The organism is Streptomyces sp. NPDC030838 (genome assembly GCF_055572035.1).
On the sequence record NZ_JBVIED010000021.1, the window covers coordinates 17253 to 30461 of the forward strand.

Below are 13209 nucleotides of genomic sequence, written 5' to 3' on the forward strand. Positions count from 1 at the left end.
TGCATGTACGTTCGTACGGAGGGAGCGGGGTCTCAGGTGCGGTCGATATGGACATTCGTCGACTTCACCCGCGCGGTGGCCTCCATGCCCACCTCCAGGCCCAGTTCCTCCACGGCCTCACGGGTGAGCAGGGAGACCAGGCGGTGCGGACCCGCCTGGATCTCGACCTGGGCCGCGACGTCGCCGAGCTTGATCGCGGTCACGATGCCGGGGAAGGCGTTGCGAGCCGAGGTATAGGCGGTCCCCTCCTCGGAGTTTCCGGCCTTGGCGAGTTCGACCGAGAACGCGGCCAGGTCCCGGCCGTCGATGAGCCGGCGTCCGGTGTCGTCGCGGTGGGTCGCCACCCGGCCCGCGTCCGCCCAGCGGCGTGCGGTGTCGGGGCTGACGCCGAGCAGTCGTGCGGCCTGGCCGATCGTGTAGGAGTGCATGTCCGCCACGATAGGGCGGGGCGGGCCGGTGTGGATCAGCCGGTGACCCCGTGGCAACAGGGCACGGAACCCGACGTCATGTCACGGCCCCTCCAGCCCCGACACCCGGAACACGGCCAGCGTGGTCTCGCGGTCGACGCGCCGCTCCAGGCGATACAGCGCGGTACGCCCGCACAGCAGCGTCCCGGCCGTCTCGGCGCGGTGGGCATCCTCGTCGAGGCGGTGCCAGAGGTCCGGGTTGGCGACGAGGACCCGCGGGTCGAGTTCGGCGCGCGCGCCGAGGGCGTCGCGCAGCACGAGCCGTTGGGCGATGCCGTCGCACCAGCGCACGGACACCAGGAGATCGGTGCGCACCCGTCGGCTGCGCAGCAGGAACCGTGTCTCCAGCCAGCCGCTTCCGGCCGTGACGCGGGGCGGGCACAGCACCAGGAAGAGCAGCGCCGCCAGGGTCAGCCAGAGGGCGCCGCGCCACGGGCTGAGGGTGGTGGCGGCCCAGTCGATGAGGAACAGCGCTGCGAGCAGTACGGCGGCGGAGCCCAGCGCGCTGTGCAGTTGCCGCGTCCACTGGCGGTCGTACGCCGTGGGCTGGGTGTGCCGCTCCGGTAACCGGGACAGATCGGGTCGTGTGCCGTCGGGGGGCTTCATGTGTTCGACGTTAGGAGCCGGCCGGGCCGGGGCGGCCCGGCTTGACGGGACGCTGACGGGTGGAAAGGGGTTTCTTGACGCGGGTTTATCCGGGCCCGCGCCGTCGCAGGCTCGGGATGACTCACGAAGGGCTGTGACGCATGCGGACATACGACAACCCCGTCCTCGCCGGCTTCCATCCCGACCCCAGCGTGTGCCGGGTCGGCGAGGACTACTACCTGGTCTGTTCCAGCTTCGAGTACTTCCCCGGCATACCGGTCTTCCACAGCCGGGACCTCGTGCACTGGCGCCGGATCGGTAACGTCCTGGACCGGCCGGGGCAGCTGCCGCTGCCGGACGAGGTGCCCGCCTCGGGCGGGATCTACGCCCCGACGATCCGCCACCACGACGGACGTTTCCACGTCATCACCACCAACGTCGGAGGCGGGGGCAACTTCCTCGTCACCAGCGACCGGCCCGAGGGCCCCTGGTCCGACCCGGTGTGGATCGACCTGCCCGGCATCGACCCCGACCTCGCCTGGGACGACGACGGCACCTGCTGGGTCGCTCTGGCGGGGGTCGGCGTGGCCCGGATCGAGCCGGCCACCGGGAAGGTGCTGGAGGGGCCGGTGCCGGTGTGGTCCGGCTCGGGGAAGCGGGACCCGGAGGGGCCGCATCTGTACCGGATCGGGGACTGGTGGTACCTGCTGGTCGCCGAGGGCGGCACCGGGCGCGGCCACTCCGTCTCCATCGCCCGCGCCCGCACCCCGCTGGGCCCGTACGAACCCGCGCCGCACAACCCTGTCCTGTCCCACAGCGGCAGCCGCGAGCCGATCCAGTGCACCGGGCACGCCGATCTGGTGCAGGCGGCCGACGGCAGCTGGTGGATGGTGCTCCTCGGCACCCGGCCGCGCGGCTTCTTCCCGGAGTTCCACGTCCTGGGGCGGGAGACGTTCCTGGCCCCGGTGGAGTGGGTCGACGGCTGGCCTCGGGTCGGACCGGTGCGGGAGCGGCAGCCGGCACCGGCGACCTGGCATCCCGAGGCGGCGGACCCGGCGCGGGACGCCTCTCATCCCCAGTCGGATCCGGCGCGGGACGACTTCGACGGCGCGGCCCTCGCCCCGTACTGGATCTCCCCGTACCGCCGCCCCGAGGGCTCCTGGTCGCTGACCGAGCGGCCGGGGTGGCTGACGTTGACCGCGACCGGGGACAGCCTGGACCGGCCGGGGCACACCTTCGTCGGACGGCGGCAGCAGCATCACGACTGCCGGGCATCCGCGCGGCTGGACCCGGGGGCGGGACGGGCCGGGCTGTCGGTCAGGATGGACGAGGCCCACCACTACGACATCGAGGTCGCGGAGGGGACGGTGAGTGTGATCGCCCGGATCGGGCCGGTGCGCCAGCGCCTCGCCGAGCATCCGGTGCCCTCGGGGCCGGTCACCCTCGCCGTCGACATCCGGACGACCGACGTCCGCCCGCCGACGGCCGTGCGGCCCGGAGAGGAGGCCGTCGGCATCCGGGCCGGAGGGCCGGACACGCTCGCCTTCTCGGTCGAGGGCCCGGACGGGGTCGTACGCCTGGCGGAGCTGGACGGGCGGTATCTGTCCACGGAGGTCGCCGGGGGGTTCACCGGCCGGGTGATCGGCATGTACGTCACCGAGGGGCGGGCGGCGTTCGACTGGTTCGCCTACGAGGCGGGGAGCTGACCGGCGCCGGACGTGCAGCGGGGCCGGTCCGTGGGCCGGCCCCTTTGTACGGTGGTGCTCGTTTGCACGGTGGTGCGCGTTTTTGCGGTGGTGCTCAGGCGGCCGTCATCACCTGGCTGGTGTCCAGAGGACGGTGCGGGGCGATGATCTGGCCGTCCGGCAGGAGCTCACCGGTGTCCTCGAAGAGGACGACCCCGTTGCACAGCAGGCTCCATCCCTGCTCCGGGTGGTGCGCCACGAGACGGGCGGATTCCCGGTCGGCGGAGTCGGCGGTCGGGCACGGTGGCTGGTGCTGGCACATGGAAGGGATCTTTCGCTCTGTCGTGTTCATGGCCGCCCCCGTTGCGATGTGTCGGTCGGAACCCAGTGTTGCCCTACGGGCGTGAATCCGCAGGCATTTCGCAGCACCGCTTCTCACAGGTTCATGACGCATCACCCGCGCGGACGGTTCATCCCAACTGCACTGTCCCTTTGGGTGGTTCGGAGTGGCCGGAAGGGGCTAGTCCGAACGGGGGGCGGCCAACGGTCGTGCTCCGTTCAGGCGGGCGAGCCCAGGAGGGGCGTCGGGGTCGCCCGGAGGGTCAGCACCGGGAGCAGCTCGGCGACGCGGTGCGGGCGGTGGGCGGCGATACCGGGCGGAGCCGGCGCCAGCGGGACCAGCAGATCGCTCGCCGCGGGCCCGCCGACGGCCCCGTCCGCCGTGCAGTCGCCGTGCAGCCACAGCGTGAGCATGTACAGGCCGGGCACGGACAGCAGCCGTGGCTGGTAGGACTGGGTCAGGGTTTCGGCCTGGCGCAGCGCCTGCTCGGTGGACCGGATGTACGGCCCCTCGAAGAAGTGCGAGAACGCCCAGCCGTCGGGGGTGAGCATGGTCTCGGCGGCCGCCACGGCGCGGTCGCCGGAGCGGATCAGGAAACGCCAGCCGGCCAGCCGGGTGGCGGGGACGCCCTTGGCGGTGACGCTGTCGAGGACGTGCACCGGCAGCGGCAGCTCGGGGGTGACGGGGCCCTGGGCGGTGAGCAGCGAAGGGGTTCGGGCCTCGCGGACGGCGGTGGGGGAACCGAGTGCCGTGAGGACGGAGCGGAGTGCGGGCGCGGGAGCCGGGGGGACATGCAGCGGCATGGTGGGTCGCCTCTCATTGACAGGCACGGTGGCGCGAGGGGGCTGGGCGGACGGCGCTGTCAGCTCACGAGGTCAGAGAGGCGGGGCCGGGGAGATGTGGGGAGGGCTGCCGTGGACTGTCGGCGGCGGGCTCCGGCGACCGGGCGCCAGCCTTCTCTGCCTTGTGCGCGGAGTTTATACGACGCATGTTCACTCGGTGTTTCGTCTAGCGCTTCCGGGGCACTTCGGCAAGAAGTCATTCAGCCGGTGAGGCGCCGACGATACGCGGGGAATCCTCCCGATTCCCGGCCGACCATACGGTGCTGACCTCGGGAAATGCCCGGGATGCGGTCGGCCGTTTCTCGTCGGCGTTTTTCACGAGTGGGCAGCATGGGGAAAATGCGCCCGGCGTCATGCCTGAGGAATGTGCCGTCGATCAAGTCCGTCCGGTGTGACCAGAGTAGCCGTCCGAGGCGCCGGCCGGGCACGTTATGGATCGCTTCGGGTGGGCATCATCCCCCCTGACCCGGACACCGGCGGCCGGACCGCCCGGCCCGCCCACCGAAGGAGGGACGCTTCGATGGGGGAGAAGGTCGTGGCAGGCGCGTTCGACCTGTCCGATCGGCAGCGGTACCGCGACAAGCTCCAGAAGTGCCTGAAGGGGTTGGAGCGACTCCTGGAAGAGAAGCGGTTCGACCGGCCGAAGAATCTCATGGGCCTGGAGATCGAGCTGAATCTCGCGGGCGCCGACGGCATGCCGAGAATGCTGAACAGTCAAGTTCTCGAAAGGATCGCGAGCCGCGATTTCCAAACAGAACTCGCCATGTTCAATCTGGAAGTCAACATCGCCCCACACCGGCTGGGCGGGCGGGTATTCGATCGGCTGGCCGAGGAACTCCGTACGGCTCTGGCATATGCTCACCGGAAATCCGGGGAGGTCGACGCGGGAATCGTGATGATCGGCATTCTGCCGACGCTGGAGCGGGACGACCTGGTCTCCTCCAACCTGTCCGACGTCGACCGTTACACGCTGCTCAACGATCAGATCGTGGCCGCGCGCGGGGAGGACTTCACGCTCGACATCGACGGCGTGGAACACCTGGTCTGCACCGCGCGGTCCATCGCGCCCGAGGCCGCCTGCACCTCCGTACAGCTGCATCTGCAGGTCACACCGGGCCGGTTCGCCGATGTGTGGAACGCGGCGCAGGCGGCGTCGGCCGCGCAGATAGCCGTCGGGGCCAACTCGCCCTTCCTGTTCGGCCGGGAGCTCTGGCGGGAGTCCCGGCCGCCGCTGTTCCAGCAGTCCACCGACACCCGCCCGCCCGAACTACAGGCGCAGGGAGTGCGGCCGCGGACCTGGTTCGGGGAGCGGTGGATCTCCTCGGCGTACGAGCTGTTCGAGGAGAACCTGCGCTACTTCCCGGCGCTGCTGCCGATCTGCGACGACGAGGAGCCGCTGGCCGTCCTGGACGCGGGCGGGGTGCCCAAGCTCGCCGAACTGGTACTGCACAACGGCACGGTGTACCGCTGGAACCGGCCGGTGTACGGCATCGCCGACGGGGTTCCGCATCTGCGGGTGGAGAACCGGGTGCTTCCGGCCGGGCCGACCGTGACCGACGTCGTCGCCAACGCGGCCTTCTACTACGGACTCGTCCGCGCGCTGGCCGAGGAGACGCGGCCGGTGTGGAGCAGGCTGCCGTTCGAGGTGGCGGCCGCCAACTTCGACGCGGCGTGCCGGTACGGCATCGAGGCGCGGTTCAGCTGGCCGCGGCGCGGGCGGTACGGCGGGCTCACCGAGGTCGACGCGGTGAGCCTCGTACGCGACGAACTGCTGCCGCTGGCCGAGATGGGGCTGGACGCGTGGGGGGTCGAGCCGGCGGACCGGGATCTGTACCTCGGGGTGATCGAGGAACGGTGCCGGCGGCGGGTGAACGGGGCGTCGTGGCAGGTCGCGACGTTTCACCGGGCGCTGGAGGCGGGGCTGGCGCGGGATGCGGCGCTGGCCGCCACGACTCGGCGGTACGCGGAGCTCATGTGGACGGGCGAGCCGGTGCACCTGTGGCCGGTGGGGCTGCCTGAGCCGGTGCCGGCGGGGTGAGGGGCGTCGCCGCTGCCCGAACGTTCCGTCGCGGTTGATCGCCGCTGCCGCGGAGTGAGTGAGGGTGTCGGTGTAGGGGAGGGCGCCGGCTTCGTAAGCTCTGTCCCGGATCCGTCGTGGGGCGGATGGTGAGCAACGGGAGGCAGGGTGCAGGGCGAGGCGGGTGCGGTGGCTGGGGCCTCGTCGGGGGAGCGGCCGGGGCGGCGGGTGCTGCGGGACGAGACGGTGCTGGTCCTGGCGCTGTCGCTCGGCGCCAGCGGAGTGTCCGCGCTGATCAGTTTCATCGGCTCGGTGACCAGGCCGGGCGGGCTCAAGGACCAGGCCGCCACCCTCAATGCCTCGGCCGCGCCGGGCCGCCCCTGGCTCGACCTCGCCTGGCAGCTCTTCGGCATCACGACGGCGCTGGTTCCGGTCGCCCTGGTCGCGCACTTCCTGCTGCGGGAGGGGCAGAGCCTGCGCACCCTCGGCTTCGACCGCACCCGGCCCTGGCCCGACCTGGGCCGTGGCGCCGCGATCGCCGCGGTGATCGGGAGTACCGGCATCGCCTTCTACCTCGCCGCCCGGGGCCTCGGCTTCAACCTGACCGTGGTGCCGGAGGCGCTGCCCGAGGTGTGGTGGAAGCACCCGGTGCTGATCCTCTCCGCGGTGCAGAACGCCGTCCTCGAAGAGGTCATCGTCGTCGGGTATCTGCTGCGCCGGCTGGGCCAGTTGGGCTGGTCGCCCGGCAGCGCGCTGATGGCCAGTTCGGTGCTGCGCGGCTCGTACCACCTCTACCAGGGCATCGGCGGCTTCATCGGCAACCTGGTGATGGGCGTCGTCTTCGTCCACCTGTACCGGCGCTGGGGACGGGTGGGCCCCCTGGTGGTGGCGCACTCGCTGCTCGACATCGGCGCGTTCGTGGGCTACGCGCTGCTGGCGGGCAAGGTGGGCTGGCTGCCGACCGCCTGACACACGCGGGCTGACAGAGGGGCGTACGGCCAAGTCGTACGCCCCTCCTGGCTTCGTCAGGCGTGCAGTTCGCCCTCGATCACCGTGACCGCGTGCCCGCTGAGCAGCGTGCGGTCGCCGCGCAGTTCGACGTGGACGCGGCCCGAGCGGCGTGAGGCCTGGAGGCCGGTCAGGGCGGGGCGGCCGAGGCGGTCGGACCAGAACGGGGCGAGCGCGGTGTGGGCGCTGCCGGTCACCGGATCCTCGTCGATGCCGACGTTGGGGAAGAAGCAGCGGGAGACGAAGTCGTAGCCGCGCGCCGGGTCCTCGGCGCGGGCGGTCGCGATGATGCCGCGTCGGGAGAACGAGGCGAGCGCCTTGTGGTCCGGGGCCAGGGCGTGGACCGTCTTCTCGTCGGCGAGTTCGAGCAGCAGGTCGCCGACGTTCGGACCGGTGTCGAAGGCCGCGCGCGGCTCCGCGCCCAGGGCCTCGGCGACCCCCTCCGGGACCTCGACCGGGGTGAGCGGGGCGGTGGGGAAGTCCAGGGTGATCGTGCCGTCCTCGCGGGGCGTCGCGATCAGGACGCCGCTGCGGGTGGCGAAGCGCACGGGCCCCTCGTGGGCGCCGGTGGTGTGCAGGACGTGGGCGGTGGCCAGGGTGGCGTGGCCGCACATGGCGACCTCGGCGACGGGGGTGAACCAGCGCAGCGCCCAGTCGGCCTCGCCGCCCTCGGGCAGGCGGTGCGCGAAGGCCGTCTCGGCGTGGTTGACCTCCATGGCCACGTTCTGGAGCCAGGCGTCGTCCGGGAAGGCGTCGAGGAGCAGGACCCCGGCCGGGTTGCCGGCGAAGGGACGGTCGGTGAAGGCGTCGACGATTCGAATCCGCATGGGACGACGTTAGGGGTCCGGCGGAGCGGCAGGCCAAGGCCAATTCGCGAGTCCTGGACCGAATCCGCGGGTGGTGGCCTTCGGGCGGGTCACTTCTCCGGCGCTGGGGAACCGGGGCGATGGATCGTCGCGGTGAGGCGTCGCAGGGCGGCTTGGGCGGGTGGGCCCCAGGTGCGCTTGCCACCGGGACGGCCGTGGACGCCCGCCTCGCCAATGTGGAGGCAGGCGAGGGCTTTCAGCACCGCCCAGCCACGCGCGCGGCGGAGGGTCGCCGGGTCCGGGCTCGGCTGATAGGCGTCGTGGAAGCGGTCGACGGCGCCGTCCGGCAGCAGTATCCACGCGGCGGCGAGGTCGCAGGCCGGATCGCCGGCGAAGAGGTCGCCGAAGTCGATCACGCCGCAGAAGGTGCCGTCCGCGGTGAGGACGTTGGCCGGATGCAGATCGCCGTGAAGCCACAGTGCCGGCCCCGTCCAGTCGGGCGCGGCGACGGCGTCTTCCCAGACCGCGCGGACGGCGTCCGGGTCGGGGATCAGCCCCAGTTCGGTGGCCGAGGCCAATCCCCGGGCGAACCCCTCGGCGCGGTCGGCCAGCGGACCCCCGCGGTCGCGGCCGGTCGGCGCCCCTTCGGGGGCGGGTCGGTGAAGAGCGGTCAGGAAGGCGGCCAAGGTGTCGGCCGCCTCCGCGGCGCGCGTGGCGGGGGCTCGGTCGGCGGGCGTTCCCGGCACCCAGGTGGTGACGATCCACGGCCGCGGAAACCGCTCGGAGGGCTCGCTGAGGCGCTGCGGAACGGGGACCGGCAAGGGGAGACGCGGAGCGAGAGCGGGAAGCCACTCGTGCTCTTTGCGCAGCAGAGCATCCGCGGACAGCGTCGCCCAGGGCAGCCGGACGGCGAGGTCGTCGCCGAGCCGCCACAGCTGGTTGTCCCAGCCGCGCGCGCCGAGCTTCAGAGGGAGACCGGCCAGGTCCGGGTGCTGGTCGCGCAGCAGTTCCCGGATCAGCTCCGCGGTGATCTCGATCTCGGTGTGGGTCATGCGGAGTCACGGTAGCCGACGGTGGCCCCGCCTGTTTCCTGTCACCCGACACTCCGTGCGGATCAGACGTCCACGTCGGGAAGGGTCTTGTCGGGCGAGCTGTTCCGATATATCGTTGAGGCATCGCGAACGATACGCGACAGATCAACGAGTGAATGGAGTGATGGTCATGCGTACCCACGGATTCGAGCGTGGACACGGTGGTCCCGGCGGTCACGGCCGGGGTGGTTTCGGTGGTTTCGGCGGGAGTTTCGAGGGTCGGCGTGCCGCCTTCGGTCCCTTCGGGCCGGGTGGCCACGGCTTCGGCGGACCGGGCTTCGGAGCGGGCCCCTGGGGACCGCGAGGGCGCGGCGGACCGCGCGGCAGGGCACGGCGGGGTGATGTACGGGCCTCGATCCTGGCCTTGCTGAAGGACCGGCCGATGCACGGCTACGAGATGATCCAGGAGATCGCCGAGCGCAGCGGCGGCGCGTGGAAGCCGAGCCCCGGCTCGGTGTACCCGACCCTCCAGCTGCTGGAGGACGAGGGGCTGATCTCCAGTGAGAGCGAGGGCGGCAAGAAGCTGTTCTCGCTGACCGAGGCGGGCCGCACGGCGGCCGAGGAAGGCCCCGACGCCCCCTGGGAAGAGGCCTCGCGCGGCGTCGACTGGGAGGCGCTGAACGACATCCGCCAGGCCGGCTTCGGTCTGATGGAGGCCTTCGGTCAGGTCTGGAAGACCGGCAGCGCCGAGCAGCGCGAGAAGGCGCTGGGGGTCATCAACGACGCCCGTAAGAAGCTGTATCTGATCCTCGCCGACGAGGACTGAGGCCGCTGAAGGCGCCCCGCGGAATTCTCGCGGGGCGCCTTCGTGTGCCGGTTCGCGTACGCGTCTCCGTGCGCGTCAGCCGACCAGTCCGCCCAGCTTGCGCAGTGACTCGTTGAGCGCGGCCGTCGCCGAGTCCTTGAGCTTGCCCGCCATCAGGGACACCGCGGCGCCGGTGAACTCGCCGTCGATGCGCACCGTCGTGGTCTCACCGGTGGGCGTCAGGGTGTAGCGGGTGGCCACCGTCACGGCCATCGGGCCCTTGCCCCGGATGGCGAGCACCCGGGCCGGCGTCAGCTCCTCGACGGTCCACTCGACCTCGGCCGGGAAGCCCATGAGCTTCATGTTCTCCTGGAAGGTGGCCCCCACCTCCAGGCTGGCGGGGCCGCCCTGCGGGAACGCGGTGTGGGTCGCGTTCCACTCCCCGTACGCGGACCAGTCCGTGAGCTGTGCCCAGACCTTCTCGGCCGGGGCCGGGATGCTCGCCTCCGCGCTGACTTCGGCCATACGACCACCTCTTCGTGTCGGCCTTCGGTGTCGCGGAACGTAGCGGCGGAGCCCGCAACCTTCAAGGCTGACGGGCCGTCAGAAATCTGCGGTACCTTGCGGCCGGAGTGCTGATCTCAGCCCACCCGTCGTATCACCGCCGCGTCGAACTGATCCCACGCGCGCGGGAACGGCCCTTCGTCGTGGCAGTGCCAGGCGTCCCAGAACAGGTCGGCGGGCAGTGCGTCCTCCGGGGCGTACACCCGGTACACGTACTGTCGTCCGTCGACCGCCGGCAGGGCGACCAGCCAGCACCCGCTCTCCATCGCCTTGTGGGACGTGCGGCGGGGCACGACGGTTGCTCGCGAGGCGCACGGCAAGGCGGCGCGCGCCCCTGGGGAGGGAACGGCGTGATCTCATCCGTAAGGAGGAGATTCCGGCCGGGGGTGTCCGCTCTGTGTGGGACGCAAAAATGCATCCTGCCGGGGATGCCCCGCTCAGCGGAGGCTGATGGGGTAGGGGATGTGCAACCCCGTATTCCCCGGCAGTCGGGCCATGACCAGGGCGCCCACGGCGTGGACGGCGATGCCGGGCTCAGTGCCGAGCTGGCGTCGGTGCTCGCCGCTGCCCGCCGACGGGCCGTGCGGGACGGGGACCGGCAGATCGACACCGCCCATCTCCTCCACTCCCTGCTGGAGTACGACCCCGAGGCGCGTGCCCTCCTGGACGGCGGACCTCAGCTCGCCCGGCTGCTCGGGTACCTGGTGCAGCGCAGCATCGGCTACGGCCTGCGCTGGCAGGGGACCGTCGAGGACTCCGGCGCCATCCCGGTGGTGCCCGGCGCCGAGGGGTGGTCGCCGGTGGCCGCCGCGGCACTGTCGTACGCCTGCGGGCGGGCCCGGGGCCGTGGCGGCGACCGGGCCCGCGGGACCGATCTGCTCGCGGGGATCGTCGCGGACCCCGAGGCACGGGCGGTCGAGGTGCTCGGCCGGGCCGGGATCGACGTCACGGAGCTGCGGGCGCGGATCGACGGCCGGATGCTCGACGTCCGGCTCTTCGAGGAGCCGTCGCAGGAGTACGTCACCGGAGGCGAGACGGGGCTCTGAGGGCGAGCCGGTGGGAAGGTCCGGCCGGAGCGGCCGGTCCAGCCGGTAAGAGGGTCCGGCCGGGGCGGCCGGGGCAGCCGACCGGAAGGTCCAGCGGGGCCGCCTGGTCCAGCCGGTGAGACAGGTGTCATCGGGGATGACGCTCATGTCATCGCCTGCCATCATGTGCCGGTGCATACGTCTGAAAGCAGTCACGGCAGCCGCGGGAAGGGTCTCGGGCTGGGTCTCGCGCTCGCGTCGGCCGTCGCCTTCGGCGGCTCGGGAGTGGCGGCCAAGCCGCTGATCGAGGCCGGCCTCGACCCGCTGCACGTGGTGTGGCTGCGGGTGGCCGGCGCAGCCCTGGTGATGCTGCCGCTCGCCGTGCGGCACCGCGCGCTGCTGCGCCGCCGGCCCGCGCTGCTCGCCGGGTTCGGACTGCTCGCCGTGGCCGGGGTCCAGGCGTGCTACTTCGCCGCGATCTCCCGGATCCCCGTCGGGGTCGCGCTGCTCGTCGAGTACCTGGCACCCGCCCTCGTCCTCGGCTGGGTGCGGTTCGTGCAGCGGCGGCCGGTGACCCGGGCCGCCGCGCTGGGCGTGGTCCTCGCGGTCGGCGGGCTCGCGTGTGTCGTCGAGGTGTGGTCGGGGCTCGGTTTCGACGCGCTGGGCCTGCTGCTCGCGCTCGGCGCCGCCTGCTGCCAGGTCGGCTACTTCGTCCTGTCCGACCAGGGCGGCGACTCCGGCGAGGACGCCCCCGACCCGCTCGGCGTGATCGCCTACGGCCTGCTCGTCGGCGCCGCGGTGCTGACCGTCGTCGCCCGCCCCTGGGGCATGGACTGGTCGGTGCTCACCGGCGCCGCGCCCATGGACGGCACCCCGGTCGCGGCCTGGCTGCTGCTCGGCTGGATCGTGCTCATCGCCACGGTCGTCGCCTACGGCACCGGCGTGCTGGCCGTACGCCGGCTCTCGCCGCAGGTCGCGGGCGTCGTGGCCTGCCTCGAAGCGGTCATCGCGACCGTGCTGGCCTGGGTGCTGCTCGGCGAGCACCTGTCCGCCCCGCAGGTGGCGGGCGGTGCGGTGGTGCTGGTGGGGGCGTTCATCGCGCAGTCCTCGACGCCCGCGAAATCGGCGGGGGAGCCCGTGGCGAGCGGCGGGCACCAGGACCGGGAGCTGTCCGCCCGCGGAACCGGCTGACGGCAGAGCGGTCCTGTTCGGTCAGGAGACGGGTCCTGTCCGGTCAGGAGACGGTCGGCGACCGACTGACCGGCCGCGGTGCGGGCCGGTGAGCTGGACGCCGCGCTGGTGCGGGGCCGCTCACCGGCCCGGGGCCGATGTTCCTGCCGTTGGGGGATCAGAGCGCCGCGAGGTAGTCCGGGACCGGTGTGCCGGGGGCCAGACCGGCGTCGGCGACGGGGGTGTCGTAGCCCTTGCGCAGCGGGACCACGCCGGCCCAGTGCGGGAGGGTCAGGTCCTCGGGCTCGTCGTTCACTCCGCCGGTGCGCAGCTTGGCGGAGACCTCGTTCAGATCGAGGCGGATCACGGCCGTGGCGGCGAGTTCCTTCTTGTTGGCGGGGCGGGAGTCCTGCGCCCGGCCCGGCACCACGTGGTTCACCAGCGCGTCCAGGGCTTCGCGCTTCTCGTCGGGGTCGGTGACGTCGTAGGCCAGGCCGTGCACCACCACCGAGCGGTAGTTGATCGAGTGGTGGAAGGCCGAGCGGGCCAGGATCAGCGCGTCGACATGGGTGACCGTGAGGCAGACCGGCAGGCCCGGGTCGGTCTGGCCGGTCATCCGCAGCGGGCGCGAACCCGTCGAGCCGTGCACGTACAGCCGCTCGCCGACCCGGCCGTAGAGCGTCGGCAGCACGACCGGGGCGCCGTCGCGGACGAAGCCGAGGTGGCAGACGTAGCCCTCGTCGAGTATTGCGTGCACCAGGTCCCTGTCGTACGAGGCGCGGTCGGCGGAGCGCGTGGGGACGGTGCGGTCGGTCGGGGTGTAGGCGGCGGGCAGCGACGGCGTCTGCTGGGTCCCCTGCATGG

The 13209-nt window shown here is 72.3% G+C and carries 15 protein-coding genes; 6 read left to right on the forward strand and 9 right to left on the reverse strand.

Annotation, left to right across the window (positions count from 1 at the left end):
- Positions 1–32: 32 nt before the first annotated feature.
- Positions 33–428 carry a TOBE domain-containing protein gene (locus ACZ42A_RS37070; RefSeq protein ID WP_468531761.1) on the reverse strand — a complete coding sequence of 132 codons (396 nt, stop codon included), beginning with the start codon at positions 426–428 and terminating at the stop codon, positions 33–35.
- Positions 429–509: 81 nt separating this feature from the next.
- Positions 510–1073 carry a hypothetical protein gene (locus ACZ42A_RS37075; protein ID WP_468531762.1) on the reverse strand — a complete coding sequence of 188 codons (564 nt, stop codon included), beginning with the start codon at positions 1071–1073 and terminating at the stop codon, positions 510–512.
- Positions 1074–1213: 140 nt separating this feature from the next.
- On the opposite strand from ACZ42A_RS37075, the gene ACZ42A_RS37080 reads away from it, so the two are divergent.
- Complete coding sequence (locus tag ACZ42A_RS37080; RefSeq protein WP_468531763.1) at positions 1214–2758, forward strand: glycoside hydrolase family 43 protein; 1545 nt, start codon at positions 1214–1216, stop codon at positions 2756–2758.
- 94 nt (positions 2759–2852) lie between these two features.
- Here the strand turns inward: ACZ42A_RS37080 and ACZ42A_RS37085 are convergent, their stop codons facing one another.
- Both ACZ42A_RS37085 and ACZ42A_RS37090 read right to left on the reverse strand, forming a co-directional pair.
- Entirely contained in the window at positions 2853–3059 is a 207-nt protein-coding gene (locus tag ACZ42A_RS37085; protein WP_468531764.1) for a DUF5999 family protein, read from the reverse strand.
- Between the two features lie 236 nt (positions 3060–3295).
- Positions 3296–3880, reverse strand: coding sequence for a hypothetical protein (locus ACZ42A_RS37090; RefSeq protein WP_468531765.1), 585 nt, complete (start codon positions 3878–3880; stop codon positions 3296–3298).
- A 559-nt stretch (positions 3881–4439) separates the two neighbouring features.
- Between ACZ42A_RS37090 and ACZ42A_RS37095 the strand changes: the two genes are divergently transcribed.
- The gene (locus tag ACZ42A_RS37095) at positions 4440–5957 is read left to right on the forward strand and encodes a glutamate-cysteine ligase family protein (protein ID WP_468531766.1); all 1518 of its coding nucleotides are present in this window, start codon (positions 4440–4442) and stop codon (positions 5955–5957) included.
- A gap of 147 nt (positions 5958–6104) precedes the next feature.
- Positions 6105–6905, forward strand: a complete 801-nt coding sequence (locus ACZ42A_RS37100) for a CPBP family intramembrane glutamic endopeptidase (RefSeq protein ID WP_468531767.1) — start codon at positions 6105–6107, stop codon at positions 6903–6905.
- A gap of 56 nt (positions 6906–6961) precedes the next feature.
- Here ACZ42A_RS37100 and ACZ42A_RS37105 read toward each other — a convergent pair whose 3' ends face one another.
- A complete protein-coding gene (locus ACZ42A_RS37105) occupies positions 6962–7771 on the reverse strand; it encodes a PhzF family phenazine biosynthesis protein (RefSeq protein ID WP_468531768.1) in 810 nt (269 codons plus the stop codon).
- Positions 7772–7860: 89 nt separating this feature from the next.
- A complete protein-coding gene (locus ACZ42A_RS37110; protein WP_468531769.1) occupies positions 7861–8802 on the reverse strand; it encodes an aminoglycoside phosphotransferase family protein in 942 nt (313 codons plus the stop codon).
- 169 nt (positions 8803–8971) lie between these two features.
- On the opposite strand from ACZ42A_RS37110, the gene ACZ42A_RS37115 reads away from it, so the two are divergent.
- Positions 8972–9607: a PadR family transcriptional regulator gene (locus ACZ42A_RS37115; protein ID WP_468531770.1), complete on the forward strand. Its 636-nt coding sequence runs from the start codon at positions 8972–8974 to the stop codon at positions 9605–9607.
- Between the two features lie 75 nt (positions 9608–9682).
- Here ACZ42A_RS37115 and ACZ42A_RS37120 read toward each other — a convergent pair whose 3' ends face one another.
- Positions 9683–10111 (reverse strand): type II toxin-antitoxin system Rv0910 family toxin, encoded by a 429-nt coding sequence (locus ACZ42A_RS37120; protein ID WP_468531771.1) that lies wholly within the window; start codon positions 10109–10111, stop codon positions 9683–9685.
- 116 nt (positions 10112–10227) lie between these two features.
- The gene (locus ACZ42A_RS37125) at positions 10228–10416 is read right to left on the reverse strand and encodes a hypothetical protein (RefSeq protein ID WP_468531900.1); all 189 of its coding nucleotides are present in this window, start codon (positions 10414–10416) and stop codon (positions 10228–10230) included.
- Positions 10417–10614: 198 nt separating this feature from the next.
- Between ACZ42A_RS37125 and ACZ42A_RS37130 the strand changes: the two genes are divergently transcribed.
- Together ACZ42A_RS37130 and ACZ42A_RS37135 are read left to right on the forward strand one after the other, a co-directional pair.
- Positions 10615–11196, forward strand: coding sequence for a peptidase (locus ACZ42A_RS37130; protein ID WP_468531772.1), 582 nt, complete (start codon positions 10615–10617; stop codon positions 11194–11196).
- Between the two features lie 165 nt (positions 11197–11361).
- Positions 11362–12366, forward strand: coding sequence for an EamA family transporter (locus ACZ42A_RS37135; protein WP_468531773.1), 1005 nt, complete (start codon positions 11362–11364; stop codon positions 12364–12366).
- A 157-nt stretch (positions 12367–12523) separates the two neighbouring features.
- Here the strand turns inward: ACZ42A_RS37135 and ACZ42A_RS37140 are convergent, their stop codons facing one another.
- Positions 12524–13207 carry a pyridoxamine 5'-phosphate oxidase family protein gene (locus ACZ42A_RS37140; RefSeq protein WP_468531774.1) on the reverse strand — a complete coding sequence of 228 codons (684 nt, stop codon included), beginning with the start codon at positions 13205–13207 and terminating at the stop codon, positions 12524–12526.
- Between the last annotated feature and the right edge of the window lie 2 nt (positions 13208–13209).